We start from the raw sequence: 26,772 nt of genomic DNA, 5'->3' as shown, positions 1-26,772 counted from the left end.
CAGGATACACTGCTTTGCGGCGGAATGTTGTGATTTTTGCGGAAATGCCGTGTTTTTCCGCCCCAAAGCTGCAATCCGATCGCGGGGTTTTACCAGCGGACCAGCGAAGCACCCCAGGTAAATCCGCCGCCCATTGCTTCAAGGATCACGATGTCGCCGCGCTGGATGCGACCGTCATGGACAGCCTCGGACAGCGCAAGCGGGATCGATGCCGCCGATGTATTGGCATGCCGGTCAACGGTGACAACAACCTTGTCAGGCGAAATACCGAATTTTTTGGCCGTACTGTCAAGAATACGACGGTTGGCCTGATGGGGAACCAGCCAGTCAATTTCAGATGCATCAATTCCGGTATCAGCAAGAACTTCGCGAATAACACCGGCAAGATTGGTCACCGCATGACGGAAGACTTCCTTGCCTTCCATGCGCAGATGCCCGACGGTCTGCGTCGCAGACGGACCGCCATCGACATACAGCAATTCATATTTGCTGCCATCGGAATGCAGGCGGCTGGCAAGGATCCCCTGATCATCGATGGTCCCTGCCCCTTCAACAGCCTGGACAACAACAGCACCGGCACCATCACCGAACAACACACAGGTCCGGCGGTCTTCCCAGTCAAGGATGCGCGAAAACGTTTCAGCACCGATGACAAGCGCGGTTTTGGCCTGTCCGTTGCGGATATACATATCCGCCGTCGTCAAACCATAGACAAAGCCCGAACATACTGCCTGCACGTCAAAGGCAAAGCCCGTAACGCCAAGGCGGTTCTGAACCTTGGTTGCGGTTGCCGGAAATGTGTTGTCCGGGGTCGCCGTCGCGACAATGATCAGGTCGATGTCTTCGGCGGTTACACCGGCATGATCCATCGCCTTGACGGCAGCTTCATAGGCAAGATCGCTGGTGGTTTCACCGTCGGCCGCAATGTGGCGCTGACGAATGCCGGTACGCGCCACAATCCATTCATCAGACGTATCGACACGCTTTGCCAGATCATCATTGGTTACAACATTTGCAGGAAGGTATGAGCCGCAACCAATAATGCGAGAACGAACTGTCATGATTTGGGGACCGCCAGTTATCTTGATGTTTTGGTGAGTTTATCAGTCGGCTTGACCAGCCGGAACTGCGACTTCCTGCTCGACGTTTTCCAGTCCGGTCATCGCCTGTTCAAAAGCTGCAAGTTCATCTTTGATGCTGTCATTGAGCTTGTTGACGATAAGGTCATGACAAACGCCAATGGCATTGGAAAAGCCGAGTGCATCGGTGCCACCATGACTTTTCACAGCAATACCGTTAAGTCCAAGCAGCATCGCACCGTTATAACGTCGCGGATCCATACGGTCGCGGAAACGCTGCAACGAGCGGCGGGCCAACAAATAGCCGACCTTCGCAAAGAAGGAGCTTTTGAATGTTTCACGCAGGAAATGTACCAGAAGACGGGCGGTACCTTCGGCGGTTTTAAGCGCCACGTTACCGGTAAAGCCATCGGTGACAATCACATCAACCGTGCCCTTGGCAAGGTCATCACCTTCGACAAAGCCTTCGAAACGGATTGGTAGATCGATTTCACGCAGGATCGCGGCAGCCTTTTTGACAGACTCGTTACCCTTAAGTTCTTCGATCCCGACATTGAGCAAACCGACCGACGGTTTTTCAAGGCCGAACAGAATGCGGGTAAACACTTCGCCCATCAGTGCAAATTGCACGAGGTTGTTTTCGTCGCATTCAATATTGGCACCCAGATCCAGCATGACGGTCTCGCCACGCTGGGTCGGCATGTATGTCGCGATTGCCGGGCGGTCGATGCCGCGGACGGTTTTCAGCACAAACTTGGCCATGGCCATCAGGGCACCGGTGTTTCCGGCAGACACGACACCTTGCGCGTCCCCTTCTTTCACGGCGTTGATGGCAAGACGCATACTGGAATCACGGCGCTGGCGCAGGGCGACAGAAGGCTTGTCTTCCATCGAGACTTCCTGCGATGCGTGGCGAACCTCGCTTACGGCTTCCAATGCAGGATATTTCGCAAGCATCGGCTTGAGCCGTGCTTCATCACCAAACATCAGAAACTTGAGATGGGGCAGCCGTTTAAGTGCGATTTCAGCACCTGCTATGACCATCTCTGGCGCGTGGTCTCCTCCCATCGCGTCAAGTGATATGCAAACCTGTTCAGGCAACGTATTCTCTTATGGTTGTTCTAAAATTTCTGAACCGGATATCCGGCAGGTCAGCCATATGGCTAAGCACGGTCAACTGGTGACCGGAACGCCCGTAATTACCGGAATTCTCGACCAGATACAAGGTAAAGCCGAGCCAGTTATACAGACCATCCCCTCTTTGCGCACCGCCATAGTGCCGGCCAAAAGTGAAATGCCGGTAAATACCGGCATATTCAAGCTCCCTAATTCTCAGGCTTTTGGCCGTTTGCAGCCGTCAATTTTTCTTTTCAAGCTTGTCTTTAAGACCGGCAAGCTGTGCAAACGGGTTCGGACGTTTTTCTTCGTCAGCTTCTTCTTCGGTTTTGACCGCTGCTGGCAGTTCCGCACCTTCCTTGCGCGGATACGGGTTCATGGCAACGGCCAGAAACTGTGCCACGACCTCGCCCAAATCGATTTTGCCATCGACCAACGGTTCCGGCTGATCAAGCAACGCCATCAGTTCTTCTTCTGACAGGTCTTCCAGATCATCCGGATCAGACGGCAAGTCGTCTTCGGATACATGCGGTGAAAACAGAACTTCAATGGTGTCTTCGACCAGTTCAGGAACCGGTTCGAGCGTCGCAACGCAATTCTGTACGATTTCGGCCGTCATCGGTCCGCGCACAGTGACTTCGCCATTCGACGCGGTACTGATCGTCAATTCCGCCTTCAGGCTGTCAATGGACACAAGCTCGAAACGCTTGGCCAGTGCGGCGCGTTCCTTTTCATTGGCTTCGATCGCCAGCTTTTCTTTCGCGCTTACCTGTTCGTCCGTTTTGACGATACGCGAAAATTCGGGTGCGAAGGTATCAGGCATCAGGTCTTTCTTTCTATTACGGGGCAGTCACGGCAAGTTTGGGCGCATCGGGAAAATGCACAACACCGCGCTGCAAATCTAAAATAGGCTGTTTGGCAAGGGACGCCAGTGCATCATGCACATAGCCGACCATCGCCATAAGCTGTTCATCGGACACCTCTGTGTCCGCATAAAGGTTGCGGTTCAATGCGGCGGCGAGTTCAGCCGCGCCAGATTGAACTCCTTCCTCATAGGCAACGATCCGACCATGATAGGATTCTGACATCTTGCGGATCCTTTTGAGGATTCCGACATCGCCAATGCCCATCTCGCGCATGTTCTGATCAAGATCGGCAAACATCACATCAAAGATGTTCTGTGCCAGATCCTTGTCCCCTTCGTCGGATTTCAAACGACGAAACAGAACAAATGCATGGACCAGAATCAGGTCAAACCGTCCCTCCATCGTGTCGGGAACGCCCAGCTTTGCATAAAAGTCCGGCTGGCGTGCCTGGGTTACCATTGCGGTGTAAAGTTCAAAGGCAGCAGTTTGCTTGCGGTCTTTTTTCTTAAGCCATCCAAACAACAGTAACACTCCTTCGTTGACATTCCTGTCATGGCACGCAGAATGCCGTAAATCTTTTTCGGGTCATCTCTGCCCCGATCATTGCCCGGCAATATCATGCGCCTAGCGCAGAAACTCAAGGCAATTCCGGTTAGGTTTCAACAAGAGGGTCGCTCTGGTGAGCTTCATGCATAACAAAATTACCCGCTTTCCCCTGATCATGCTGGCAGGATTGGCTGTTGTCTATGTCTCGGCATGCAGCCCGCGGATCGCCACACGCGGCAACGCACCGGACCCAGAACTGCTTGAACAGATCTCGGTGGGAGAATCGACCAAGGGTGATGTCACCGATATTCTTGGCTCTCCGTCCACGATTGCCGCCTTTGACGAAAATGTCTGGCTTTATATTTCCAGAACCACCGAAACAGTCGCCTTTTTCGAGCCGGAAACCGTCGAACAGAAAGTGATCCTGATCAGCTTTGACGCCGCCAACCGTGTCGAAATCCTGAGCCAGTATGATCTTGAAGACGGCAAGCCTGTCATCCCGACCGACCGGGTAACCCCGACTGCCGGTCGTGAAATAACGATCCTTCAGCAGCTGTTCGGCAACCTTGGCCGGTTCAGTGAAAACAAGTAGAAGCTGATCAGCAACGTTTGATCGTTGCCACCTTATTTGAAATGGTCGAACCCGCCTGGTGCGAGTTCGGCCATTTTGCCATCCAGCTCCCGCACAAGAACCTCGCCAACCTGATCGGTCACCGACCCGATCACCGTGACCTGATCCCCCAGGGCCGCGATGTCATTTGCCGCCCCGGTAATCAGCAATTCATAGTCGTCACCGCCCCCGAGAATCTGGTTCCAGCGTGACGGATCGGATGCCACGACAGCGCGTGCCGCATCCGAAAGCGGAATATCTTTCAGCTCAAAGACCATACCGACCTTTGACGGGCCGCAAATCTTGCGGCAATCACCGGCAAGCCCGTCCGACAGGTCCATGGCGGCGATACGGGTTTCAAGACCCAGGCAGGCCTTTGCCACATCCAGTCGCGGCCGAGGCACCCAGTAACGGTCCTTAAGGAAATCTTCCATAGGTGGGGCAACGCCCGTCAAATCACCGCTTAAGACCGACAATCCCAGTGCGGCATCGCCAAGTGTTCCGGATACGGCAATAACATCGCCCGGGCGCGCCTGATCGCGGCGAAGCGCCCTGCCCGCTGGAACATAGCCGAACGCGGTTAAACTGAAAAATGTCGGGCCGGGTGTGCCAACGGTATCACCGCCAAGCAACGACACGTCAAAAGACAAACAATCCTGGCCAAAACTTTTGGCAAACCGGGAAATCCAGTCTTCGGATAGGTCGCGATTATATCCGGTGGTCAAAACAACCCCGCCGGGTCGCGCCCCCATCGCGGCAAGGTCAGACAGGTTCACACGCAATACCTTTTGCGCGATCGTTTCCGGGGTATCGATGGTTCGGAAATGGACATCGGCCACCAGTGCGTCAGTCGTCACAACGACTTCGTGCCCGGCCGGCGGCGAAAAAATGGCCGCATCGTCCAAAAGCGACAATGCGGCCGGGTCCCGTTGCGCAATAGGCGCAAAGTGCCGCGCGATCAGATCAAATTCGCCAGATCGCGCCGCCATATCAATTCTGCCCGGCTTCACCAGGACGCAGGTTCTTGCCAATACGGTCAAGCACAGCATTCACGAGCTTGGGTTCGTTTTCGTCAAAGAACGAATGTGCCGCATCGACATATTCGGTGATCACCACCCGCATCGGAACGTCTTCACGCGCCATCAACTCATAGGTGCCCGCACGCAGGATGCTGCGCAGGACGGTTTCAAGGCGCTTGGTGGTCCAGCCTTTTTCAAGCGCACCGTCAATCAGCGCGTCAATATCGATCATCCGCGCAGCCACACCCTGCACGAGATCGGCAAAGAAACCACGATCCGGATCGATCAGGTCTTCATTGCTGACATCAAGGTCGCGTCCACCGTCACCATCAAGGCGGAAGTCGGAATATTCGCGCACGATGTCGATGGCCGAAAGTTGGGACAATTCGGCCTGATAAAGCGCCTGAATTGCGGCGAAACGCGCTGCGCTGCGCCGCTGAGCGGCTGATGCCTTTGGTTTATCGGTCATTACTTGTGATGTATTCCAAAATGGTTTTGAACTTCGATCTGGCGCAGAACAGCATTGGCAGCTTCGCCGCCCTTGTTCTTTTCGTCCGCCTTGGCCCGTGCCAGCGCCTGTGCCTCATTTTCAACGGTCAGAATACCGTTGCCAATCGCAAGATTGTAATCAAGGCAAAGCTGCATCAGTGCACGGTTGGCTTCTTCGCAGATGTGATCATAGTGTGTCGTCTCGCCGCGGATAACGCAACCAAGTGCTAGATACCCGTCATAGCGCGGCCCGGTTGCCAATTCTTCCATCGACTGGACGGCATAGCGGATCGCAATCGGCACCTCGAACGCACCAGACACCGAAATACGGTCCCACGTAGCACCACCGGCTTCCAGAGTCGCAGCAGCCCCTTTGACAAGGTCTTCAACGATATGCGTGTAATATGGCGCATCCACAATCAGAATGTGGGGGGCATTGGTCATGGTTTTATTCCTCCGAGACGACAAGCGGACGCTGATCAACCAGATTTAGGCCGAAGCCGTCAAGTCCTACAATGTGGCGTTTGGTATTTGAAAGCAGAATCATGTCGCGAATGCCCAGATCATGCAAGATTTGCGCACCAACACCATAATCACGCAAATCTGCATCACCGGTTGCCTCGGCAAGTTCCTGACGCAGGGATTCGCCATCACCGCCATTAAGCTCGATCAGTTTGGCAATCGATGATGACAGGGTGTTTGGCCGCGGTTCACGGATCAGAACAACAACACCGCGCCCCTCCTCGCCAATCTGGCGCATGGCAGCGGCCAGTTGCCCATGATGCCCGGTCTGGGTATCGCCAAGAACATCTTCAAGAACATTTAGTGCATGCACACGGGTCAAAACGGGTGCCGGATCGCTGATGTCGCCCTTTACCAGCGCGATATGTTCCGCATAGGTGACGTTGTTGACATAAAGATGCATGTCAAATTCGCCGCCATTCACACTTTGAATTTTGGTGGTCGCCTTGCGCTGAACAACTTTTTCATGTTTGCGGCGATAGCGGATCAGATCGGCTATCTGCGCGATTTTAAGACCATGCTTCTTGGCGAATTCCACCAGTTCGGGCAAACGCGCCATTTCGCCATTTTCGCTCATGATTTCGCAAATCACGCCTGACGGGTTCAGCCCGGCAAGACGCGCGATATCAACCGATGCCTCGGTATGGCCGGCGCGAACCAGAACACCGCCCGGACGCGCACGCAGCGGGAATACATGCCCCGGCGTCACGATATCATGGCGCCCGGCATTCGGATCGATGGCAACTGCAACCGTCCGCGCACGATCTGGTGCCGAAATGCCGGTGGTAACCCCGGTCTTTGCTTCGATCGAGACGGTAAATGCGGTTTCATGGCGGGTGCCGTTATGGGCACTCATCATGGTCAGGCCAAGCTCGTCGCACCGTTCAGATTCCAAGGTCAGACAAATCAGACCGCGCCCGTGGGTCGCCATGAAATTGATGGCATCGGGTGTTGCCATCTGTGCCGGAATGACAAGATCGCCTTCATTTTCACGATCTTCGTCATCGACCAGAATGAACATCCGGCCATTGCGGGCTTCTTCAATGACTTCTTCAATTGGCGAAAGATATTGATGCGACATGTATGATCAATCCTTACCCAGCATGCGCGCGACATAGCGTGCAAGCATATCGATTTCGAAATTGATCCGGTCACCCGGCTGTTTCGAACCCAGGGTCGTATGCGTTTGCGTATGTGGTATCAGATTGATACCAAATGTGTTTCCGTCAACCTCATTGACGGTCAAAGAAACACCTTCAAGGGTCACAGAGCCCTTGGACGCGATATATTTTGAAAATTTTTCGGGCACCTCAAAGGTCAGACGCAAAGAATCGCCTTCCGGAATGCGTTTGGTCAGGGTTGCGACACCGTCCACATGCCCCGAGACGATATGACCACCAAGTTCATCACCGACACGGGTCGCCTGTTCAAGGTTCACCTTTGCCCCAACCGTCAGATCCCCCAACGTGGTGCGATCAAGGCTTTCGGCCGATGCCTCGATCGCGAACCAGTCATCACCGGTCTCAATCACGGTCATGCACGCACCGTTACATGCGATCGATGCCCCAAGCACAATCTTCGACGTATCAAAAGATGTCGTGAATTCAAACCGGGTATCGCCGGTTTTCTTGATTGCGCGCACCGTCGCGATATCGGTAATGATGCCAGTAAACATGCAATTATCCCGTTTTATAATCGTAAGTTACCGCGACATCTTCACCCAGAACACAAACAGATGTACGGGTAAAGCGCGGCATATCAACAAGCCGTTCAACACCAAGTTCGGCGATCATTGCCTTGCCATCATCCCCCAACAGGGCTGGCGCAACAAAATGCACGATACGATCAACGCATTGCGCATTGACCAGCCCTGCGGCCAAGGCCCCGCCACTTTCGACAAGCACCCGGGTCAGTCCGGCATCGCCAAGCTTTTGCATGACGTCATGTAGGTCCAAATGATCGCCGTCGCATCCGGCTTCGATCACTTTTACCGAAGTTTTTTCAAACTTTTCCGATAGTTCGGAAAATTTTGCGCCGGACGTCACGACCCAGGTGGCAACCTCGGATGCCGTCCGGATCAGTTTCGCAGTTTCGGGGACCTCGCCCCGGCGGTCCAGAATAACCCGTACCGGTGATTGATGGGCGCGCCCCGGCAACCGACAGGTCAGCGTTGGGTCATCTGCAAGAACCGTCTTCGCGCCAACCAGAATGGCATCGTGATTGGCCCGTAACAAATGCCCGTGTTCGCGTGCCGCGTCGCCGGTGATCCATTGACTTTCACCGGACCGGGTGGCCGATCGTGCATCCATGGTGGCGGCAAGCTTCAAGGTCACAAATGGCCTTTTGCGCTCCACCCGCGACAGGAAACCTTCATTGATTTTTCTAGCTTCATCGCAAAACAGACCAACATCCACGGAAATACCCGCGTCACGGAGCATCGCATGCCCCCGCCCCGATACACGATCATCCGGATCGGTCAGTGCACTGACGACACGGGTAACACCGGCTTCAATCAGGCCGGCCGCACAGGGGGGAGATTTTCCGAAATGGCTACAGGGTTCAAGTGTGACATAGGCCGTCGCCCCGCGGGCCAGATCACCGGCCATATCCAGGGCAACGCGTTCGGCGTGGGGACGACCACCGGGCCTGGTATGGCCACGGCCGACAATCACGCCGTCTGCTGAAACAAGGACGCAACCAACGGACGGGTTCGGCCAGACATTTCCCAAACCGCGTTTTGACAGGCTCAATGCGACCCGCATGAAATGCCGGTCGTCTTCGCTAAACGCGGGGGGTGCCATTACTCTGCGTCCGCCTCTTCTTCCCCGTCATTCATCTTTTCCACGAATTGCTCAAAATCGCGTGCTTCGCGGAAATTCTTGTAGACCGAAGCGTAGCGTACATAGGCAACCTGATCGAGGGCATTCAACGCCTCCATCACCATTTCACCAATGGTATCGGTTGAAATGTCGCTTTCTCCGCTGCTTTCCAGGCGTCGCTGAATACCATTCAAGGCCTTCTCGACGCGCTCGTCTTCAATCGGACGCTTGCGGCAGGCAAGAAAGATCGACCGCGCCAGTTTGTCGCGGTCGAACAATTCGCGTTGCCCGTCCGTTTTGACCACCATCAATTCACGCAACTGCACACGTTCAAACGTTGTGAAGCGCGATCCGCAAGCAGGGCAGAACCGACGACGACGAATGGCATGATGCTCTTCTGTCGGGCGGGAATCCTTGACCTGGGTATCAGTATGTCCGCAAAACGGGCAACGCATTATCTATACTCGGCTCTTGCGATCAGGAATAGATCGGGAAGCGTTTGCAAAGGTCTTCGACCTTCGCACGAACAGCGGCTTCGACCTCGGAATTGCCTTCCGGGTTGTCAACCATGGCATCAAGAACGTCACCGATCAGCTCGCCGATCTGTTTGAATTCTTCAACACCAAAGCCACGGGTCGTACCAGCCGGCGTACCAAGACGAATACCCGAGGTAACGGTCGGCTTTTCGGTATCGAACGGAATGCCGTTCTTGTTGCAGGTGATGCCCGCACGCTCAAGTGCGACTTCTGCGGTGTTGCCCTTAAGACCTTTGGGACGCAGGTCAACCAGCATCAGATGCGTATCGGTGCCACCGGTCACGATGTCAAAGCCGCGCTTGACCAGTACTTCGGCCAGTGCCTTGGCATTGTCGACAACCTGCTGGGCGTATGCCTTGAATTCCGGACGCAGTGCTTCGCCAAAGGCAACCGCCTTGGCTGCAATCACATGCATCAGCGGACCACCCTGCAAGCCCGGGAAGACCGCAGAATTGATCTTTTTACCAATGTCGAGATTGTTCGACAGGATCATGCCGCCACGCGGACCACGAAGGGTTTTGTGCGTGGTGGTGGTGACGACGTCAGCATAGGGAAGCGGGCTCGGATGAACGCCACCGGCAACCAGACCGGCAAAGTGCGCCATATCAACCATCAGAAGCGCGCCAACCTTGTCAGCGATTTCACGGAACCGTTTGAAATCGATCTGGCGCGGAATGGCAGAACCACCTGCAATGATCAGGGTCGGCTTGTGTTCAACGGCCAGCGCTTCAACCTGATCGTAATCAAGGGTCAGGTCGTCTTCACGCACGCCATACTGGATCGCATTGAACCATTTGCCCGACAGTGCCGGACGCGCACCATGCGTCAGGTGACCACCGGCATCCAGCGACATGCCCAGAATGGTATCGCCCGGCTTGCAAAGTGCCAGCATGACCGCACCGTTTGCCTGTGCGCCGGAATGCGGCTGAACGTTGACATATTCACAGCCAAAGATTTCCTTGGCGCGTTCGATCGCCAGGGCCTCGGCAACGTCAACATATTCGCAACCGCCATAATAACGACGCGACGGGTAACCTTCGGCGTATTTGTTGGTCAGGACAGTACCCTGTGCTTCGATAACGGCTTTGGAAACGATGTTTTCCGAAGCGATCATTTCGATCTGGTTCTGCTGACGGGCAAGTTCGTCCGTGACGGATTTGAACAATGCCGGATCGGCGTCGGACAAGCTGGTAGAGAAAAAGCCTTTGAACGACATGCTGGGGCCTCTTTCGATGCAAGGTTACAGGGCAAGGTCACAGGACGGGCAACAATCAAACGCACCCTGCCCGGTCTGGTTAATGCCAGATGGCGGTGAAATATGTTTGCTCAGGACATCTTTGCAATACGGCCTTCATGACGACCGCCTTCGAATTCGGTCGAAATGAATGCATCAACACAATCAAGTGCCGTCGCTTCGCCAAGCAGGCGTGCGCCAAGGCACAGAACATTTGCGTTATTATGCTGGCGGCAAAGTTCGGCCGAAAGACGGTCATGAACAAGGGCAGCACGGACCTGCGGGAACCGGTTGGCCGCGATGCTCATACCGATACCCGAACCACAAACCAGAATGCCGGCCTCGGCTGAGCCGTCGATGATCGATTTGGCAACGGCCTGTGCAAAGTCCGGATAATCCACCGATGCAGAACCATTGGTACCAAGATCGGAAACCTCGACACCACGGCCTTTCAGAAGTTCGATAATGGCTGATTTCAGTTCAACGCCGCCATGGTCGGACGCAATGGCAAGGGTTTTGACGGTCATCTGCGCGCCTTTATTTAAAAGTCAAAGAGTAAAATTGAGCGCCTTGTAGCATATAGCGGTGTCCCTGCCAACGCAGAGCTCGGCCAGAATGGCAAGTTTTGCGAAACCCAGATATGCGCATTGATGGACGCATATATATTGTCACCTGCCCGGCCCCGGGATTTGACACGCAATAGTATTAAGCGAAATCCAGAAACACCACAAAGTAGCGTCCCTTTACTGTCCCGGCAAAGAATTCGAGATTTAATCACGAAGACAATATTAACCAATTGGTCAAAATATCTGCCCTCACGGCATAACTATGCGCGTAAAAGTACTAATTACGATAACCTTATACGCACCCCTATATACTTGTCTGATGATAACATCAGATAAATGACCCTTGTTATTTTCTGTTGTTTGACTATCTGTTTGGAATAGTGCATTAGTTTTAATGTGAATTTTCAAATGAAGGGTTACTTCAATCATGGCCGAAACTGAGAACAGCGTGCTTGACCGCGACGAACTCTTGCAGATGACCGTTGATATTGTTTCTGCATATGTCAGCAACAATGCACTTGCTGCTGCGCAGATTCCTGAACTTATTTCTACTGTCTTTTCTTCGCTTGACGACATTCGTGAAGTTGAAAAAGAACCTGAACAAGAACCGCTCAAACCCGCTGTTCCTGTGCGTAAATCGATTGGCGATGATTACATCATCTGCCTTGAAGACGGCAAAAAGCTCAAGATGCTCAAACGTCACCTGCGCACGACCTACAACCTGACGCCGGAAGAATACCGTGCGAAATGGGGCCTGCCGGCCGACTACCCGATGGTCGCACCGAACTACGCCAAACAGCGTTCGCAGTTTGCCAAAAAGATCGGCCTTGGTCGCAAGGCGAAGTAACTTTTCAGACTGCCCTGCATATCTGCAGTCTTGCTGACAAGAAAACGCCGTTCCCGAAAAGGAACGGCGTTTTCTTATGTCCGGTCATAAAAAAAGCCCGGCATGTGCCGGGCTTTTTCCAAATCGGATGATTTGATTAGTTTGCGTAGTCGTAGGAACCGTTGTCCCACTCGTAGAATACGTAACCCGGAGCCGCAACATCACCCTTGGCGTCGAACGAGATCGAACCAAGAACGGTGTCGAAGGTTGCACCGCTGTGCAGAGCTTCGATAACAGCTTCGGAATCAGTGGTACCGGCTTTGGCAACAGCCTGTGCCCAAGCCTGGATCGCACCATAGGTGTAAAGGGTGTAACCTTCCGGCTTGTAACCCTGACCTTCGAAGTATTTGACGAGTTCAGCGTTGCGCGGATCTTTTTCAAGAGCCGGACCAGCGGTGAACAGCGTGCCTTTACCAGCGTCGCCAGTGATCGACCAGTATTCGAGCGAGTTCAGAGCATCACCCGAAATGGCAAGGGTATCCATACCCTGAGCGCGCATCTGACGAACGATCAGGCCAAGCTCGGTGTGGTAACCACCATAATACAGAACGTCGATGCCTTCTGATTTCAGCTTGGTCACCAGTGCCGAGTAATCTTTCTCGGCCGGGGTGATTGCTTCGTACATGGCTTCGGTAACGCCGGCAGCATTCAGGTTTTTCTTGGTCTCGTCAGCCAGACCTTTGGAATAAGCCTGTTTGTCGTGAACGATGGCGATTTTCTTGTCGCCATAGTTTTCCGCCAGGTATTTACCTGCGACTTCACCCTGCTGGTCATCACGACCGCAAACACGGAACACGTTGTCCATGTCACGCTCGGTCAGCTGCGGGTTGGTCGAAGCCGGGGAAATCTGAACGATGCCTTCTTCGAAATACACTTCCGATGCCGGGATCGAGGAACCCGAGCAGAAGTGACCAGCGACGAGAGCAACGTTTTTGCTGACGAGCTGGTTGGCAACTGCAACTGCCTGTTTCGGATCGCAAGCGTCATCGCCGATCTCGAGAACGACTTTTTCGCCATTCACACCGCCAGCAGCGTTGAGGTCAGCAACCGCTTTCTCTGCGCCCTTGGTCATCTGTTCGCCGAACGCCGCATAAGGACCGGTCATCGGACCAACGGTCGCGATCACGATGTCAGCCTTGGCAGCACCCATTGAAAGAACAAGCGCGGAAGCAGTGGCAAGAAGGCCGAGCTTGGTTTTCGACATTAGAGAAGTCTCCCTGTTCCAAAGGTTGGTTCCATCACCATGACGGAACCATCTTTTCGGACCCGAAACCGGCTCATATTCTTCGCCGATTACCGGTTTCAGCTCCCTAGTACTTTAACACCCCTGAATTGGTGTGCAATAGTACAAACTGGTGTATTGCCAATTATTTAGCAATGGTGTGGTGGCGCAAAACGCCACCACAAAAATCAGCGCACATCCGCCCCTTCGCGGGCACGATATGCAAACGGACCAACGCGTTCATAAAGCCACGGATATTGCGACAGCATCTTGTTCACCTGGGTCAACCGGAAGGCCCCCAGCATGATTGCAAACAAGATTACCGTGTCAAAAATATAGCCTGAAAGCGAAAGAAGTTCGCCTTCGAACAGCGCATAGACCATGAAACGATCAACAAGACCGAGCAACAGCGCATACGGCAAAAGCTGGTATGACGGCCGCCAGGTATTGGCGATGGCCTGTCCGGTCATAAAGGCACAGAAGCCCATCAGAATGATGGTCATGCCAATGGTGACGCCAATGCTGGTCCCCGTAATGGATTCCATATCAGACCTCCTTAGTGGCCGCCTTCGAGATAGGCTGCACGAACTTCCGGGTTTGCCAGAAGTTCCGCACCCGTCCCCGAGAGCGTAATATTGCCATTGACCATCACATAACCACGATGAGCGAGCTTGAGCGCATGGAATGCGTTCTGCTCGACAAGGAAGACAGTTACCTTGTTTTCGCGGTTAATCTTTTCAACGGTCTCGAAAATCTGCTTCACCACAAGCGGTGCCAGACCAAGTGACGGCTCATCCAGCAGCAAAAGACGCGGACGCCCCATAAGGGCACGGCCGATCGCAAGCATCTGCTGCTCGCCACCGGACATGGTCCCTGCACGCTGGCTGATGCGTTCCTTCAGGCGCGGGAACAGATCAAACACCATTTCAAGATCCGAATCGAAATGTTTCGGATCCTGGGTAATTGCCCCCATCTGAAGGTTTTCATAAACCGACATCCGCGGGAAGATGCGACGACCTTCCGGCGATTGCTGAATGCCAAGATTGCAGATCTCATGCATCGGCATGCGACTGATATCCTGACCTTCGAACAAAATCCGGCCTTTGCTTGCCTGCGGCGATCCGCAGCAAGTCATCAGCAACGTGGTCTTACCGGCACCATTGGCGCCGATAAGGGTAACGATTTCACCTTCGTTGACTTCCATATCAATGCCCTTGAGGGCTTCGATATTGCCATAGAAGGTATGAACACCTTCGATTTTAAGCATGGACATATCGATGAACTCCCTCAGTGCGCATTCGGATCAACATTAAGGTCGGCGGCAACTTCCGGCGGAAGCTCGTCATCCTCTTCTTCGCCAAGATAGGCGCGGATAACGGCCGGATCATTCTTGACGGCATCGGGATTGCCATCGGCAATCTTTCGTCCGTAATCAAGAACGATCACATGATCGGAAATCTGCATCACGACGCTCATGTCATGTTCGATCAGAAGGCAACCAACGCCCTGATCATCACGGATGCTTTGCAACAGGATGTTCAGTTCCGCCGACTCACGCGGGTTAAGACCCGCTGCCGGCTCATCCAGGCAAAGAAGTGACGGATCAGTACACATTGCACGTGCGATTTCCAGACGACGCTGGGAACCATATGGCAGGTTACCGGCATTCCAGTCAGCCTGATCATACAGACCAACCTTGTTCAGCCAGAACTTCGCCTTTTCGATCGCTTCCTTTTCCGCCTTTGCATAGCGGCCAAGGTTGAACAGCCCGGCAATGGAAAATGCAGATGCTTCCATCAGTCGGTTATGCTGCGCAACGATCAGGTTTTCCAGAACCGTCATCCCGGTAAACAGGCGAATGTTCTGGAATGTACGTGCAACACCGTTATTGCGCGGAATGCGGAACCCTTCGGTCCGTTCCAGCAAACGGGGGCCATCATTGGCATGCAGGGTCAAACGCCCCTCGGTCGGGACATAGAACCCGGTCAGGCAGTTAAACACCGTGGTTTTGCCAGCACCGTTCGGGCCGATGATTGCTGTGATTTCACTTTTATTAGCCGTGAAAGACAGGTCATCAATCGCGACCAGGCCGCCAAAGCGCATGGTCAGGTGTTCGACTTCGAGCAGTTTGTTGTCGGTCATTTCAACTCTCCGGCAACTTTTTCTTTCTGGCTCATATTGAGCAGAATGGTCGGGTCACGGAAGGACAACAGACCGCGCGGACGCCACAACATGATGGCAACAATACCGGCACCAAAGATCAGCATGCGGTATTCGGCAAGTTCACGGAACATTTCCGGGAAACCGATCATCACGATGGCGGCCAAAACCACACCGATCTGACTGCCCATGCCGCCCAGAACCACGATCGCAAGAATCACGGCCGATTCAAGGAAGGTGAAGCTTTCCGGGCTGATAAAGCCCTGACGGGTGGCAAAGAAGGCCCCGGCAAATCCACCGAACATCGCACCAATCGCAAAAGCCGAAAGTTTGGTGTTGGTCGGGTTGATGCCAAGCGAACGGCACGCGATTTCGTCTTCACGCAGCGCTTCCCATGCACGACCGATCGGCAGTTTGCGCAGGCGCATGGTGACAAAGTTGGTCACAAGTGCCAGTGCAAGGATCAGGTAGTACAGGAAGATCAGGCGATGCATGGACGAATAGTCCATCCCGAACAGGTCGCTAAAGGCAACGGAGCCCTCAGGCACACGGCGGGAGAAATCGGCAAGGCCAAAGAAGCTCGGACGTTCGATCGAAGAAATGCCATCCGGGCCGCCGGTCAGATCATACCAGTTGATCAGAACAACACGGATGATTTCACCAAAGCCCAGCGTCACGATGGCCAGATAGTCACCACGCAAACGCAGAACCGGGAAGCCAAGAATGATGCCAAAGCTGGCTGCAAAGATCCCGGCAAGCGGCAGGCAGAGCCAGAAGCTCAGATCGAAGTTCTGTGACAGCAATGCATAGGAATAGGCCCCGACTGCATAAAATGCCACATAACCAAGATCAAGAAGACCAGCCAGGCCAACCACGATATTAAGCCCCCACCCCAGCATGATGTAAATCATCACGAGGGTCGCAAGGTCGATCGCGGAACGGTTTTCCCCGAACAGGAACGGGAAGATGATGAAGAAGATAATCCCCACCAGACCGATCTTTTTGGTGTTTGAGCGATAAACCAGCTGGATCTTGGACGACAGCTTTGCGCTTTCATCGACTTCAACCGCGCCTTTTTCCTTCATCGAGAAATAGGCGATGGCAAAAACGATGGCGACAAAGGCGATGGCGACAACGGTGCTAAGCACACTGCCAAATGCCATATCCAAGACCACCGGCGATGCCCAGCGATCATCCATGTCACGGAAACGAACAAACATTTCGAACACGGCAACCGCAGTCACCGTAATCAGCAATGCCTGGACAATTCGGGACATGCCTTCGCGGCGCATGATCAGGGCAAGACGCCCAACCACGGTTGATCCAATGGCAATCAGAACAAGATCCCAGCGAACGGCCAGTTCCAGACCGGTCGGACGGTCAACCGTTTCAACACCAAGGATCATGACCGACATCAGCAGCGCGACAACTGCAAAGAACGCGAGTTCCTTAACAACTTCCGAGCCGTTGGTACGAGTTGATGCAAATGCAGATGACATCAGACTTTCTCAACCTCCGGCTTGCCAAGCAGACCCCACGGGCGGAAGATCAGCACGAGAACCAGAATACCGAACGTTGCAACGTCCTTGTATTCAATCGTGAGATATCCCGACCAGAATGCTTCGATCAGACCAATCAGCAACCCACCAAGCATGGCGCCCGGCAGCGACCCGATACCGCCAAGAACGGCAGCGGTGAAGGCCTTCACACCGGCCAGGAAGCCGATATAGAAATCGATCACACCGTAATACAGGGTCACCATCATCCCGGCGACAGATGCCAGTGCGGCCCCCATGACAAAGGTGGTCGAAATCGTGCGGTCCACATTCACGCCCAGAAGGCCCGCCATGGTGCGGTCCTGTTCGCAAGCGCGCTGTGCACGACCAAGCGAGGTTTTGGCGATCAGCAGCGAGAAGACAACCATCAGCACAAAGGTCAGAACGATGATCACGATCTGCATGTAGCTGAGCTGGACGTCGAAATTCGCGCTTTCCATAAGGGTAATGCCGCCCTCAACAAGCGGCTGCATCGGCTTAACGCGCGCGCCCTGCGAAATCTGAACAAAGTTCTGCAGGAAGATCGACATGCCGATGGCAGAAATCAGGGCTGCCAGTCGGAAGGATCCGCGCAAGGGCCGATATGCCACACGTTCCACGCCCCAACCGTAAATCGAGGTCAGAACCATTGAAACGAACAGCATCAAAAGAAGTGTGAGCGGAAGAATGCCGCTGATCCCTGCCGCCTGACAGATCAGGAAGGTAATCAGGGAATGAAACGCACCGAGCATATAAATCTCGCCGTGCGCAAAGTTGATCATACCGATGATGCCGTACACCATCGTGTAACCGATGGCGATCAAACCATAAATGGCTCCCAGCGTCAGACCGTTGATCAATTGTTGTAGGAAATAAGCCCAATCCATTGCACAACCTTAGATTTGGCACAGACAAACAAGGTCCTCGCCAGCTCGGCAGAAGGCATCAAGCCACATATATATGTATTGATTGGATGAGACATAGTCTCCCCATTGCCCCCTTGCAAACCCGCGAAGCCTCCGTCTTATTGTTATCGGGTATGACCCGGTTTTAGCCTTCGGAGCCGACCATTCTGTTTGTGGTTCTTACTTCCGAAAGCGCGATTAGAGCGTGAACCTTAGACACATGTGTTCAAAGGCTGCAAGCGGCTTTAAGATTTTAGTGAAAATCACCAAATCAGGAATTGATATTGGAATAAAACACTGATCCGATAAGCCACCCGCTCTTTATATTGTATACATTATCCCTTTTTCAGGACGTATTCAAGTTTTTGTGCGGCGACCCTTTTCAACTGTTCAGGATTCCGACTCACAGGTCCCGCAACGGTTACCTCCACCCCGGTTTTGCCATCAATCGCCGTACAACGCAGATAGGTTCCCACCTGACGAAGTTCAAAGTAAATCTCGTTTGACGTATTCTGTCGCGTGGTCATTGTAATGCTGAAGATCCTTGGGAATGTAACCGCCCCCTATTGTGCGCCCATTCTCGGACAACGCAATAGATAACAAAAACGGGCCCGGAAATCCGGACCCGCTTTGATACAGAATCTGAGAACGAGATCACTTTTCCCCGTCCAGCATTTTTACAATGGCCGAGAAATCCATGCCCCCATGGCCGCTATTGGAATAAAGCGCATAAAGGCTTTCCGCCAGCGCCCCCATCGGTGTTGTCGCCCCCGACGCCGCCGAGGCTTGCTGGGCCAATTTCAGGTCCTTAAGCATCATATCAACTGCAAATCCCGCTTGATAATCGCGGTTTGCCGGGGATGTCGGCACCGGCCCCGGAACCGGGCAATAGCTGGTCAGCGACCAGCACTGCCCAGATGCCTTTGACGAGATATCAAAAAGCTTCTGGGCATCAAGGCCAAGACGCTTGGCCAGCATGAAAGCCTCGGAAACAGCAATCATGCTGACCCCCAGCACCATATTGTTGCAAATCTTTGCCGCCTGCCCGGCACCACTGTCACCTGCATGGATGATGTTGCTGCCCATTCCTTCGAGGATCGGCTTTGCGCGGGCAAAATCTGCATCCGAACCACCAACCATGAAGGTCAGGGTCCCGGCCGCGGCCCCGGCGGTTCCGCCGGAAATCGGTGCATCCACCGCGCCAAGGCCCGCCGCACGGGCAAGCTCAGATGCCTTGCGCGCGGCATCGACCTCAATCGTGGAACTGTCAATCAGAACTGTACCGGCCTTGGCATTGGCAATCACACCGTCAGGGCCGTCATATACCGAAAGAACATGTTTTCCGGCCGGAAGAACGGTTACAACAAATTCAACATTGCTTGCTGCTTCGGCTACTGTTGCAGCCTTGCCCGCACCGCCATCAACTGCCTTGGCCACCGCATCTGCAGACAGATCGAATACCTTGACGTCGTGCCCTGCCTTGACAAGGTTTGCCGCCATCGGGCCGCCCATATTGCCAAGACCGATAAAACCGATAGTCGCCATTTGAAGTCTCCTCTGACATCCCGTGCGGGACTTTTGTTTTGATTTTTCAGGACCATAGAATGGTCCGGATCGTTTTAAAGATTAAGTTCTTTTTCCACCGGAAGCGGTTCGAAATACTCGGCAATTTCACGCGGATCGACCTGGCCGATATCGCCATGCTGCCATTTCGGGGCATGATCCTTATCAACGATCACGGCCCGCACCCCTTCAAACAGGTCGGGCTTGCGCACCATTCGTTGTGACATGCGGTATTCCATATTCAGAACCGAAGCCAGCGTCATGTCACGACCCTGACGGATCTGGTCAAAGCTGACGCACAGTGCCGTCGGTGATTTTGCTGCCAGAATATCAAGGGTCTCCTTGCCAAACGCGGTTTCTTCACGTTCAAGCGCCTCGAAGATTGCAACAACGCTGTCACCGGCAAACGTCCGGTCAATATCATCGCGAATGGTCGCAAGCGGTGCTTCACCAAAAGCCGTTTCATAGCGCTTGAGAATATCTGCAACCACCGCCTTTGCATCACCATCATAGGACGCCACCGCAAGATCGGCTTTAAGACTGTCAAGCTTGTCGGTTGCAACGCCATGAGTTGCAAGACCTGTATAAAGACAGTCTGCGGCCTTTATCCGCGCACCGGTCAGGCCAAGATACATGCCGATCTGCCCCGGGCATCGTGGCAGGAAATAGCCACCGCCAACATCGGGGAAAAACCCGATTCCGGTTTCAGGCATTGCAAACAGGGTCCGCTCAGTCGCCACCCGGAACATGCCGTGTATCGAAACACCGACCCCGCCGCCCATCGTGATGCCATCCATCAACGCGACATAGGGTTTGGGATAATTGGCGATGTAATGATTAAGGTGATATTCGCGCCGGTAAAAGGCATCAAGCAGATCTTCGTCATCATTCTTGCGTGCATCATAAAGACCGCGAATATCGCCACCGGCACAAAAGGCCTTTTCACCAGCACCCTCGATCACAACGGCCTTGATCGACGGATCGGTTTCCCATGATTTGAGTTGCCCCATCATCATATCGACCATCACAAGATCAAGCGCATTAAGCGCACGCGGGCGATTAAGAACGATCTGCCCGATTGCACCTTGTTGGGAAAAAAGCACGGGCGCGTCGGCAACAGTGGTTTGGGTATCAGACGTGTTATTCATGGCCTAGTCTTTCAAAGCGGCACGGGAAATGATCAGCCGCATGATTTCGTTGGTTCCTTCAAGGATCTGGTGAACACGAAGGTCGCGCAACAGCCGTTCGATCGGATATTCGCGAATATAGCCATACCCGCCGTGCAATTGCAGCGCCTGGTTACAGACCTCGAACCCGATATCGGTGGCAAAACGTTTTGCCATGGCACAGAACTGCGTTGCATCATCGGTCTTGTGATCAAGCTTCCATGCCCCCTTGTGCAGCATAAGGCGCGCTGCTTCGAGCTCGGTTACCATATCGGCGAACTTGAATTGCAATGCCTGAAACTGATCAAGGCTTTTGCCAAACTGCTTGCGGACTTTCATGTGATCGCGCGCATGTTCCATTGCAGCACGGGCACCGCCAATCGAACAGGCCGCAATATTCAGCCGCCCGCCATCCAGCCCCTTCATGGCAAATTTGAAACCTTCGCCTTCTTCGCCCAAACGGTTTTCGACCGGCACCTTGCAATTGCTGAAGATAACGGCGGATGTCGGCTGACTGTTCCAGCCCATCTTTTCTTCAAGCTTGCCAAATGAAAGCCCGTCAGTGTCCTTGGGAATGATAAAGGTCGAAATGCCATTCGGGCCGTCATCGCCGGTGCGCGCCATCACAACATATATATCGCTGCGTGATCCGCCGGAAATGAACGCCTTTTCACCATTAAGGACATAATGATCGCCATCACGAACCGCACGGGTCCGAAGCGATCCGGCATCTGACCCCGCGCCCGGCTCCGTCAGGCAGTAACTTGCGAAATGTTCCATCGACACAAGCTTGGGCAGATATGTTTCGCGCTGCGCGTCCGATCCGAAACTATCAATCATCCAGCACGCCATATTATGGATCGAGATATAAGCCGCAGTAGACGGGCACGCCGCAGCAAGTTCTTCAAAGATGACAGCTGCATCCAGACGGCCAAGCCCGGTTCCGCCGAACTCTTCCCGCGTATAGATCGCGGCAAAGCCGAGCTCTGCTGCCTTGCGCAGAGTTTCTTCGGGGAAAATGTGCTTTGCGTCCCATTCACCCGCATGAGGTGCCATTTCGTTCTGGGCAAAATCACGCGCAGCCTGGGCAAATGCCTGCTGATCGTCAGACAGGTTGAATTCCATTGGATCGCCGCCTCTGAAGTTTATCTGTTTTCCCTTTACGTAAACGTGAAAACACCCTCTTGTCAATTCATTCGGTATAACAGTACCGAATTATCACAATATTAAAAAATCACACTGTTTACGTGCATTCCCGCAGTCGTTTTCTCCAAATGTTTCTTGCTGATGATGGTGCTGTCGGCTTACCTTCTCCGCGTCAGGAACAACAATAAATCAGGGAAACACATCATGTCGTCCACGAAACCGGAAACCATTGTTCTTCATGCAGGCTATCGCGCCGACCCGACGACCGGGTCTGTTGCGGTTCCGCTGTATCAGACCACCAGTTATCAGTTCCGCGACACGCAGCATGCCGCCGACCTTTTCGCGCTTAAGGAACTTGGCAATATCTATACGCGCCTGATGAACCCGACCAATGATGTGCTTGAACAGCGTATTGCCGCCCTTGAAGGCGGCGCTGCTGCGGTTGCACTTGGTTCGGGTCAGGCGGCATCGACTTTTGCCGTGCTGAATATCGCACAGGCCGGCGACAATATTGTCAGTTCGACAGATTTGTATGGCGGGACCTGGAACCTGTTTGCCAATACATTCAAGCAAATGGGAATCGAAGTGCGCTTTGCAGATCCGGCTGACCCGGAAAGCTTCCGCAAACTCGCCGATGACAAGACCCGTGCCTTTTATGCAGAAACCTTGCCGAACCCGAAATTGCAGGTCTTCCCGATCCGCGAAGTTGCCACCATCGGTGACGTGCTTGGCATTCCGCTGATTGTCGATAACACGGCCGCCCCGGTCATCTGCAAACCGATCGAACATGGCGCAAGCATCGTGATGTATTCGACCACCAAATTCATTGCCGGTCACGGCACGTCGGTTGGTGGTGTTGTGGTCGATTCCGGCAAATTTGACTGGGAAAAACATGCCAAACGCTTCCCGCTTTTGAACGAACCTGATCCCAGCTATCACGGTGCGGTCTGGACGCAGGCTGTCAAACCGATTGGCCCGGTTGCCTATGCGATCAAATTGCGCTGCACGCTGTTGCGTGACATCGGTGCCGCTGCATCCCCGTTCAATTCGTTCCAGACCATCCAGGGCATGGAAACACTGCCGCTGCGCATGGAACGTCATTGCGAGAATGCCAACAAGGTTGCCGACTTCCTGGCATCACACCCCAAAGTCACCAAGGTCATCCATCCCAGTAAACAGGACGGTGAAAGCCGCCGTCGTGCAGACAGCTATCTTAAAGGTGGGTACGGGTCACTGATGGGCTTTGAACTGGCGGGTGGCAAAGACGCCGGTGAGAAATTCATCAATGCGCTTGAGCTGTTCTATCACGTCGCCAATATCGGTGATACGCGATCACTTGCCATCCATCCGGCTACGACGACTCACAGCCAGTTGTCGGAACAGGATCGTCTGTCATCGGGCGTGACTGACGGTTATGTCCGACTATCCATCGGCATTGAACATATTGACGATATTCTAGCCGATTTGACACAGGCCCTTGATAAAGCCTGATCTTGCAAAACTTTGCGACGTCATCTGCAACCGGTCGAACCAACGTTCGACCGGTTTTTCATTGACCAAATTCGCAAACAGGCCTAGATGAAATCGGCAAAACATGCACAACATGCAAAACAGGCACCGAAATGTCGAGCGTCATCACCCGTCAGGATGAAATCCTGAAACTGCTGCGAAACATGGGAACAGTTCATATTCATGACCTGGCTGCCCTGTTTCATGCATCCCTTGATACCATCCGCCGCGATTTGCGCCAGCTTGAAGACGAAGGACAGCTGCGCCGCATCCATGGTGGCGCAGTGCTTCCCAACAAGCCAAGCGAAACCTATGAAGAACGCGCACGTGATCTTCAGCCTGAACGCACGGCCATTGCCCAGAAAACAGCCCGCGATTTGATCCCGGATGACGCCGTGGTCTTTTTCGACAGCGGCACCACCATTTGCGAAGTTGCACGGCACCTCAAACCGTCCTTTCGCGGGACGGTTATTACCGTCAACCCGATGATTGCCGTCGAGCTGGCCGCCCATCCGAACGCCCGGCTCATCATGCTGGGCGGAACGCTTCTGAAAAATGACATGGTTGTTTGTGGACCGACCACAATTGACGAAATCCGCAAATATAATGCAGATCTGGCATTGCTCGGGACCTGTGCGCTGCATCCTGAGTCGGGACTGTCCACCAGCCACCCCGATGAACGCGCATCAAAGGCCGCAATGATCAGCCAATCCGCCGAAATCATCGCTGTCACCACCGCCGACAAACTTGAAACCAGCCTGCCATTCCGGGTGTGTGATATTGATGCGATATCCCACCTTGTAACAGGTCGCAAACTTTCGGCCGGATATCTCAAAAACTATGCCAAGCGCGGCATGAACGTTGTTCAGGCCTGACTGCCCAAACGCCCAGTGACCGGAGCCACCAAAGATGCAAAAATATTCCCAGCCCCATAACCGGGTACGCACCATCTTCTTTTTGCATGGCGCCGCCTTTTCAAGCTGGGTACCACATATCCCCCTGGTGCAGGAACGGCTTGGCCTTGGTCATGACGAACTGGGTGGTATTCTGCTGGCTGCTGCCATTGGGGTGCTTGCCGTGATGCCAATCGCCGGCCGCCTTTCTGATCGCATCGGAAGCGAACTGGTCGTGCGCTATTCCGGGCTGGCCTATTTCATTGCGGTTGGCATTCCGGTTTTCATGCAATCCTATGTCAGCATCTCTGTTGCGATGTTTGCCCTTGGATTTTCCGGTGCGTTTCTTGATGTGGCAATGAATGCCAATGGCCTGAATGTCGAACGGGTCAAAGGACGCAGCATCATGTCAGGCCTTCATGGCTGCTGGAGCCTTGGCGGCTTTGCCGGTGCCGGGATTGCCGCGGCATGGTTCGCCCTGCCCTTTGATAACAGCTACCACCTGCCCGTCATTCTTTCGGTCTTTCTGATCGCCCATATCATTGCCCAAACCAAACTTTTGCCCGACCGGGATGCAATCGCCGTCTTGCAGGACAATCAGGAAACGGAAGACAATGCTGCCACCGGGAATGGGGGAACATCCGGCGCGCAAAAGGACCGCCCGATGTTCCTGATGCTGCTTCCGTTCGGTGTTTGTGCCTTTATCGGGCAATTCGGCGAAGGCGTCATTACCGATTGGGCGACAGTCTTTATGAATAGCGAACTGTCATCGGGTGCGACCATGGCCGCTGTCGGCTTTGCCATTTATTCCTGCGCAATGGCTGCAACCCGGTTGTCGGGCGATGCACTGGTGATGAAATTCGGCCGTGCACCGGTTCTTTTGACAAGCTCGGTTCTGGCATCCCTTGGCACCTTTATCATCGCCCTGTCACCGCATTATATCGTGGCCTGGATCGGGTGCGGCATTGCCGGAACCGGGCTTGCGGTTATTCTTCCGCTTTTGCTGTCGGCGGCATCAAAGGCCACGGGCAAGGGTGGCGGCGCGGTGGTGTCGATCATCGCGGCCACCGGTTATTCGGCAATCATGGCAGGACCGCCGATTATTGGCGCAATCGGCCAGGTGGCCGGACTGGTCACAGCATTTGCGATCACCGCCAGCTTCCTTGCCCTGATTATCCCGGTTTACCTTCTGACCATGCGTGCACGGCTGCAATTCGCCAGCAATGGTTGATTGCGCATGAAATCTGTCCCATAAATTGGCCTGTCCACTCCTCGGGCAGGATCCAAGGTTCGCCCCGCCTCACAGAACAGAGTACAGATCATGGCCAACAAATTCGCCTATGGCACATTTCCCAGCACCCGGCAGCGTCGTAACCGCATGTCCGATTGGTCCCGTCGCATGGTCGCGGAAAGCCGCTTGACCGCACATGATCTGATTTTGCCGGTCTTTGTGATTGATGGCACCAACCAGCGAACCCCGATCCCATCCATGCCCGGCGTTGAACGCCAGTCTGTCGATGTATTGGTCGAAACCGCCAAACATGCAGAAAAACTCGGTATCCCTGCCCTGGCACTGTTCCCCTATATCGAAGCGAACCTTAAAACCAAGGACGCGCGCGAAGCTTATAACCCCGACAATGTCGTGTGCCGTGCGACCAAGGCGATCAAGGATGCCTGCCCCAATATCGGCATCATCACCGATGTCGCCCTTGATCCGTTTAATTCCGACGGTCAGGACGGGATCGTCGTCGATGGTCAGATTTTGAATGACGAAACCACCGAAGCATTGGTCCGTCAGGCTCTTGTCCAGGCCCAGGCAGGTTGTGACGTTGTCGCGCCATCCGACATGATGGATGGCCGCATCGGTGCGATCCGCAAAACACTTGAAGGCGAAAGTCTCAAGAACGTTCAGATCATGGCCTATTCCGCGAAATATGCGTCCTCTTTCTATGGACCGTTCCGTGACGCCATCGGTTCTGCAAGCGCGCTGGGCAAGGCAGACAAGAAAACCTATCAGCTTGACCCTGCCAATAGCGACGAAGCGATGCGTGAAGTTGCCTATGACCTCGAAGAAGGTGCAGACTCGGTCATCGTCAAACCGGGTCTTCCCTATCTCGATGTTCTGTATCGCGTGCGTCAGGAATTTGGCGTGCCGGTCTTTGCCTATCAGGTATCGGGGGAATATGCGATGTTGCGGGCTGCGGGCCAGAATGGCTGGCTGGATTATATCGGCTGCGCGATTGAAACGCTTTCATGCTTCAAACGTGCGGGCGCATCCGGGGTTCTGACCTATAGCGCCATTGAAGTCGCCGAGGCGCTTGAAGGATAAACCACAGCACGCAATCCCGATCCAGAACACAAAAAAGGGCCTCAAACGAGGCCCTT

28 protein-coding genes are annotated in these 26,772 nt (G+C 53.9%); 6 read left to right on the top strand and 22 right to left on the bottom strand.

Going from position 1 to position 26,772, the window contains the following annotated elements; genetic code table 11:
- Window positions 1-89 precede the first annotated feature (89 nt).
- From AUQ42_RS10455 to AUQ42_RS10440, 4 genes are all read right to left on the bottom strand, one after another.
- Window positions 90-1,061, bottom strand: coding sequence for a beta-ketoacyl-ACP synthase III (locus AUQ42_RS10455; protein WP_068519030.1), 972 nt, complete (start codon window positions 1,059-1,061; stop codon window positions 90-92).
- Window positions 1,062-1,103: 42 nt separating this feature from the next.
- Window positions 1,104-2,180, bottom strand: coding sequence for a phosphate acyltransferase PlsX (gene plsX / locus AUQ42_RS10450; RefSeq protein ID WP_068519029.1), 1,077 nt, complete (start codon window positions 2,178-2,180; stop codon window positions 1,104-1,106).
- A 256-nt stretch (window positions 2,181-2,436) separates the two neighbouring features.
- Window positions 2,437-3,018, bottom strand: a complete 582-nt coding sequence (locus AUQ42_RS10445) for a DUF177 domain-containing protein (protein ID WP_068519028.1) — start codon at window positions 3,016-3,018, stop codon at window positions 2,437-2,439.
- Between the two features lie 16 nt (window positions 3,019-3,034).
- Window positions 3,035-3,583 (bottom strand): ubiquinol-cytochrome C chaperone family protein, encoded by a 549-nt coding sequence (locus AUQ42_RS10440; protein ID WP_068519027.1) that lies wholly within the window; start codon window positions 3,581-3,583, stop codon window positions 3,035-3,037.
- A 166-nt stretch (window positions 3,584-3,749) separates the two neighbouring features.
- Between AUQ42_RS10440 and AUQ42_RS10435 the strand changes: the two genes are divergently transcribed.
- Window positions 3,750-4,199, top strand: a complete 450-nt coding sequence (locus AUQ42_RS10435; RefSeq protein WP_068519026.1) for an outer membrane protein assembly factor BamE — start codon at window positions 3,750-3,752, stop codon at window positions 4,197-4,199.
- A 32-nt stretch (window positions 4,200-4,231) separates the two neighbouring features.
- On the opposite strand, the gene thiL is transcribed toward AUQ42_RS10435, so the two are convergent.
- From thiL to rpiB, 9 genes are all read right to left on the bottom strand, one after another.
- Window positions 4,232-5,206, bottom strand: a complete 975-nt coding sequence (gene thiL / locus AUQ42_RS10430) for a thiamine-phosphate kinase (protein ID WP_068519025.1) — start codon at window positions 5,204-5,206, stop codon at window positions 4,232-4,234.
- A gap of 1 nt (window position 5,207) precedes the next feature.
- Window positions 5,208-5,705: a transcription antitermination factor NusB gene (gene nusB, locus AUQ42_RS10425; protein WP_068519024.1), complete on the bottom strand. Its 498-nt coding sequence runs from the start codon at window positions 5,703-5,705 to the stop codon at window positions 5,208-5,210.
- Entirely contained in the window at window positions 5,705-6,169 is a 465-nt protein-coding gene (ribH, locus tag AUQ42_RS10420) for a 6,7-dimethyl-8-ribityllumazine synthase (protein WP_068519023.1), read from the bottom strand. Before ribH ends, nusB begins: the two co-directional genes overlap by 1 nt.
- Window positions 6,170-6,173: 4 nt before the next feature.
- Window positions 6,174-7,328: a 3,4-dihydroxy-2-butanone-4-phosphate synthase gene (gene ribB, locus AUQ42_RS10415; protein ID WP_068519022.1), complete on the bottom strand. Its 1,155-nt coding sequence runs from the start codon at window positions 7,326-7,328 to the stop codon at window positions 6,174-6,176.
- Between the two features lie 6 nt (window positions 7,329-7,334).
- A complete protein-coding gene (locus AUQ42_RS10410; RefSeq protein ID WP_068519021.1) occupies window positions 7,335-7,922 on the bottom strand; it encodes a riboflavin synthase in 588 nt (195 codons plus the stop codon).
- A gap of 4 nt (window positions 7,923-7,926) precedes the next feature.
- Window positions 7,927-9,048 carry a bifunctional diaminohydroxyphosphoribosylaminopyrimidine deaminase/5-amino-6-(5-phosphoribosylamino)uracil reductase RibD gene (gene ribD / locus AUQ42_RS10405; RefSeq protein ID WP_068519020.1) on the bottom strand — a complete coding sequence of 374 codons (1,122 nt, stop codon included), beginning with the start codon at window positions 9,046-9,048 and terminating at the stop codon, window positions 7,927-7,929.
- A complete protein-coding gene (nrdR, locus tag AUQ42_RS10400; protein ID WP_068519019.1) occupies window positions 9,048-9,521 on the bottom strand; it encodes a transcriptional regulator NrdR in 474 nt (157 codons plus the stop codon). The genes ribD and nrdR overlap by 1 nt, the downstream gene beginning before the upstream one ends.
- Before the next feature lie 22 nt (window positions 9,522-9,543).
- Window positions 9,544-10,818, bottom strand: a complete 1,275-nt coding sequence (gene glyA / locus AUQ42_RS10395; protein WP_068519018.1) for a serine hydroxymethyltransferase — start codon at window positions 10,816-10,818, stop codon at window positions 9,544-9,546.
- Between the two features lie 110 nt (window positions 10,819-10,928).
- Window positions 10,929-11,363 (bottom strand): ribose 5-phosphate isomerase B, encoded by a 435-nt coding sequence (gene rpiB / locus AUQ42_RS10390; protein WP_068519017.1) that lies wholly within the window; start codon window positions 11,361-11,363, stop codon window positions 10,929-10,931.
- Window positions 11,364-11,829: 466 nt separating this feature from the next.
- Between rpiB and AUQ42_RS10385 the strand changes: the two genes are divergently transcribed.
- Window positions 11,830-12,249 (top strand): MucR family transcriptional regulator, encoded by a 420-nt coding sequence (locus AUQ42_RS10385; RefSeq protein ID WP_068519016.1) that lies wholly within the window; start codon window positions 11,830-11,832, stop codon window positions 12,247-12,249.
- A gap of 136 nt (window positions 12,250-12,385) precedes the next feature.
- Here AUQ42_RS10385 and AUQ42_RS10380 read toward each other — a convergent pair whose 3' ends face one another.
- The 9 genes from AUQ42_RS10380 to AUQ42_RS10340 form a co-directional block, all read right to left on the bottom strand.
- Window positions 12,386-13,492 carry a branched-chain amino acid ABC transporter substrate-binding protein gene (locus AUQ42_RS10380; RefSeq protein WP_068519015.1) on the bottom strand — a complete coding sequence of 369 codons (1,107 nt, stop codon included), beginning with the start codon at window positions 13,490-13,492 and terminating at the stop codon, window positions 12,386-12,388.
- A 206-nt stretch (window positions 13,493-13,698) separates the two neighbouring features.
- A complete protein-coding gene (locus AUQ42_RS10375; RefSeq protein WP_068519014.1) occupies window positions 13,699-14,055 on the bottom strand; it encodes a DUF6867 family protein in 357 nt (118 codons plus the stop codon).
- A gap of 11 nt (window positions 14,056-14,066) precedes the next feature.
- Window positions 14,067-14,777 carry an ABC transporter ATP-binding protein gene (locus AUQ42_RS10370; RefSeq protein WP_068519204.1) on the bottom strand — a complete coding sequence of 237 codons (711 nt, stop codon included), beginning with the start codon at window positions 14,775-14,777 and terminating at the stop codon, window positions 14,067-14,069.
- Between the two features lie 20 nt (window positions 14,778-14,797).
- Window positions 14,798-15,652, bottom strand: a complete 855-nt coding sequence (locus AUQ42_RS10365) for an ABC transporter ATP-binding protein (RefSeq protein WP_068519013.1) — start codon at window positions 15,650-15,652, stop codon at window positions 14,798-14,800.
- A complete protein-coding gene (gene livM / locus AUQ42_RS10360) occupies window positions 15,649-17,169 on the bottom strand; it encodes a high-affinity branched-chain amino acid ABC transporter permease LivM (RefSeq protein ID WP_068519012.1) in 1,521 nt (506 codons plus the stop codon). Before livM ends, AUQ42_RS10365 begins: the two co-directional genes overlap by 4 nt.
- The gene (locus AUQ42_RS10355; RefSeq protein WP_068519011.1) at window positions 17,169-18,092 is read right to left on the bottom strand and encodes a branched-chain amino acid ABC transporter permease LivH; all 924 of its coding nucleotides are present in this window, start codon (window positions 18,090-18,092) and stop codon (window positions 17,169-17,171) included. The genes livM and AUQ42_RS10355 overlap by 1 nt, the downstream gene beginning before the upstream one ends.
- A gap of 672 nt (window positions 18,093-18,764) precedes the next feature.
- A complete protein-coding gene (gene mmsB / locus AUQ42_RS10350; RefSeq protein WP_068519010.1) occupies window positions 18,765-19,655 on the bottom strand; it encodes a 3-hydroxyisobutyrate dehydrogenase in 891 nt (296 codons plus the stop codon).
- Between the two features lie 74 nt (window positions 19,656-19,729).
- The gene (locus tag AUQ42_RS10345; RefSeq protein WP_068519009.1) at window positions 19,730-20,821 is read right to left on the bottom strand and encodes an enoyl-CoA hydratase/isomerase family protein; all 1,092 of its coding nucleotides are present in this window, start codon (window positions 20,819-20,821) and stop codon (window positions 19,730-19,732) included.
- A gap of 3 nt (window positions 20,822-20,824) precedes the next feature.
- Window positions 20,825-21,964 carry an isobutyryl-CoA dehydrogenase gene (locus AUQ42_RS10340; RefSeq protein ID WP_068519008.1) on the bottom strand — a complete coding sequence of 380 codons (1,140 nt, stop codon included), beginning with the start codon at window positions 21,962-21,964 and terminating at the stop codon, window positions 20,825-20,827.
- 225 nt (window positions 21,965-22,189) lie between these two features.
- On the opposite strand from AUQ42_RS10340, the gene AUQ42_RS10335 reads away from it, so the two are divergent.
- The 4 genes from AUQ42_RS10335 (at window position 22,190) to hemB (ending at window position 26,716) form a co-directional block, all read left to right on the top strand.
- A complete protein-coding gene (locus tag AUQ42_RS10335) occupies window positions 22,190-23,476 on the top strand; it encodes an O-acetylhomoserine aminocarboxypropyltransferase/cysteine synthase family protein (protein ID WP_068519007.1) in 1,287 nt (428 codons plus the stop codon).
- 131 nt (window positions 23,477-23,607) lie between these two features.
- Window positions 23,608-24,369 (top strand): DeoR/GlpR family DNA-binding transcription regulator, encoded by a 762-nt coding sequence (locus AUQ42_RS10330; protein WP_068519006.1) that lies wholly within the window; start codon window positions 23,608-23,610, stop codon window positions 24,367-24,369.
- 34 nt (window positions 24,370-24,403) lie between these two features.
- Complete coding sequence (locus AUQ42_RS10325) at window positions 24,404-25,618, top strand: MFS transporter (RefSeq protein WP_068519005.1); 1,215 nt, start codon at window positions 24,404-24,406, stop codon at window positions 25,616-25,618.
- Between the two features lie 90 nt (window positions 25,619-25,708).
- Window positions 25,709-26,716 carry a porphobilinogen synthase gene (gene hemB / locus AUQ42_RS10320; protein WP_068519004.1) on the top strand — a complete coding sequence of 336 codons (1,008 nt, stop codon included), beginning with the start codon at window positions 25,709-25,711 and terminating at the stop codon, window positions 26,714-26,716.
- Window positions 26,717-26,772: the final 56 nt, after the last annotated feature.

This window comes from Thalassospira sp. MCCC 1A02491 (assembly GCF_001613785.1).
Taxonomy (GTDB): Bacteria; Pseudomonadota; Alphaproteobacteria; order Rhodospirillales; family Thalassospiraceae; genus Thalassospira; species Thalassospira povalilytica.
The sequence above is the reverse complement of the archived record's forward strand: the minus strand, read 5'-3'. Positions and strand labels throughout refer to the sequence as shown.

Bases quoted from the DNA above. Each gene is read 5' to 3' on its own strand.
- AUQ42_RS10455 (WP_068519030.1), bottom strand. From the start codon at position 1,061: ATGACAGTTCGTTCTCGCATTATTGGTTGCGGCTCATACCTTCCTGCA.
- AUQ42_RS10445 (WP_068519028.1), bottom strand. From the start codon at position 3,018: ATGCCTGATACCTTCGCACCCGAATTTTCGCGTATCGTCAAAACGGAC.
- AUQ42_RS10435 (WP_068519026.1), top strand. From the start codon at position 3,750: ATGCATAACAAAATTACCCGCTTTCCCCTGATCATGCTGGCAGGATTG.
- thiL (WP_068519025.1), bottom strand. From the start codon at position 5,206: ATGGCGGCGCGATCTGGCGAATTTGATCTGATCGCGCGGCACTTTGCG.
- nusB (WP_068519024.1), bottom strand. From the start codon at position 5,705: ATGACCGATAAACCAAAGGCATCAGCCGCTCAGCGGCGCAGCGCAGCG.
- ribH (WP_068519023.1), bottom strand. From the start codon at position 6,169: ATGACCAATGCCCCCCACATTCTGATTGTGGATGCGCCATATTACACG.
- ribB (WP_068519022.1), bottom strand. From the start codon at position 7,328: ATGTCGCATCAATATCTTTCGCCAATTGAAGAAGTCATTGAAGAAGCC.
- AUQ42_RS10410 (WP_068519021.1), bottom strand. From the start codon at position 7,922: ATGTTTACTGGCATCATTACCGATATCGCGACGGTGCGCGCAATCAAG.
- ribD (WP_068519020.1), bottom strand. From the start codon at position 9,048: ATGGCACCCCCCGCGTTTAGCGAAGACGACCGGCATTTCATGCGGGTC.
- nrdR (WP_068519019.1), bottom strand. From the start codon at position 9,521: ATGCGTTGCCCGTTTTGCGGACATACTGATACCCAGGTCAAGGATTCC.
- glyA (WP_068519018.1), bottom strand. From the start codon at position 10,818: ATGTCGTTCAAAGGCTTTTTCTCTACCAGCTTGTCCGACGCCGATCCG.
- rpiB (WP_068519017.1), bottom strand. From the start codon at position 11,363: ATGACCGTCAAAACCCTTGCCATTGCGTCCGACCATGGCGGCGTTGAA.
- AUQ42_RS10385 (WP_068519016.1), top strand. From the start codon at position 11,830: ATGGCCGAAACTGAGAACAGCGTGCTTGACCGCGACGAACTCTTGCAG.
- AUQ42_RS10380 (WP_068519015.1), bottom strand. From the start codon at position 13,492: ATGTCGAAAACCAAGCTCGGCCTTCTTGCCACTGCTTCCGCGCTTGTT.
- AUQ42_RS10375 (WP_068519014.1), bottom strand. From the start codon at position 14,055: ATGGAATCCATTACGGGGACCAGCATTGGCGTCACCATTGGCATGACC.
- AUQ42_RS10370 (WP_068519204.1), bottom strand. From the start codon at position 14,777: ATGCTTAAAATCGAAGGTGTTCATACCTTCTATGGCAATATCGAAGCC.
- AUQ42_RS10365 (WP_068519013.1), bottom strand. From the start codon at position 15,652: ATGACCGACAACAAACTGCTCGAAGTCGAACACCTGACCATGCGCTTT.
- livM (WP_068519012.1), bottom strand. From the start codon at position 17,169: ATGTCATCTGCATTTGCATCAACTCGTACCAACGGCTCGGAAGTTGTT.
- AUQ42_RS10355 (WP_068519011.1), bottom strand. From the start codon at position 18,092: ATGGATTGGGCTTATTTCCTACAACAATTGATCAACGGTCTGACGCTG.
- mmsB (WP_068519010.1), bottom strand. From the start codon at position 19,655: ATGGCGACTATCGGTTTTATCGGTCTTGGCAATATGGGCGGCCCGATG.
- AUQ42_RS10345 (WP_068519009.1), bottom strand. From the start codon at position 20,821: ATGAATAACACGTCTGATACCCAAACCACTGTTGCCGACGCGCCCGTG.
- AUQ42_RS10340 (WP_068519008.1), bottom strand. From the start codon at position 21,964: ATGGAATTCAACCTGTCTGACGATCAGCAGGCATTTGCCCAGGCTGCG.
- AUQ42_RS10335 (WP_068519007.1), top strand. From the start codon at position 22,190: ATGTCGTCCACGAAACCGGAAACCATTGTTCTTCATGCAGGCTATCGC.
- AUQ42_RS10330 (WP_068519006.1), top strand. From the start codon at position 23,608: ATGTCGAGCGTCATCACCCGTCAGGATGAAATCCTGAAACTGCTGCGA.
- AUQ42_RS10325 (WP_068519005.1), top strand. From the start codon at position 24,404: ATGCAAAAATATTCCCAGCCCCATAACCGGGTACGCACCATCTTCTTT.
- hemB (WP_068519004.1), top strand. From the start codon at position 25,709: ATGGCCAACAAATTCGCCTATGGCACATTTCCCAGCACCCGGCAGCGT.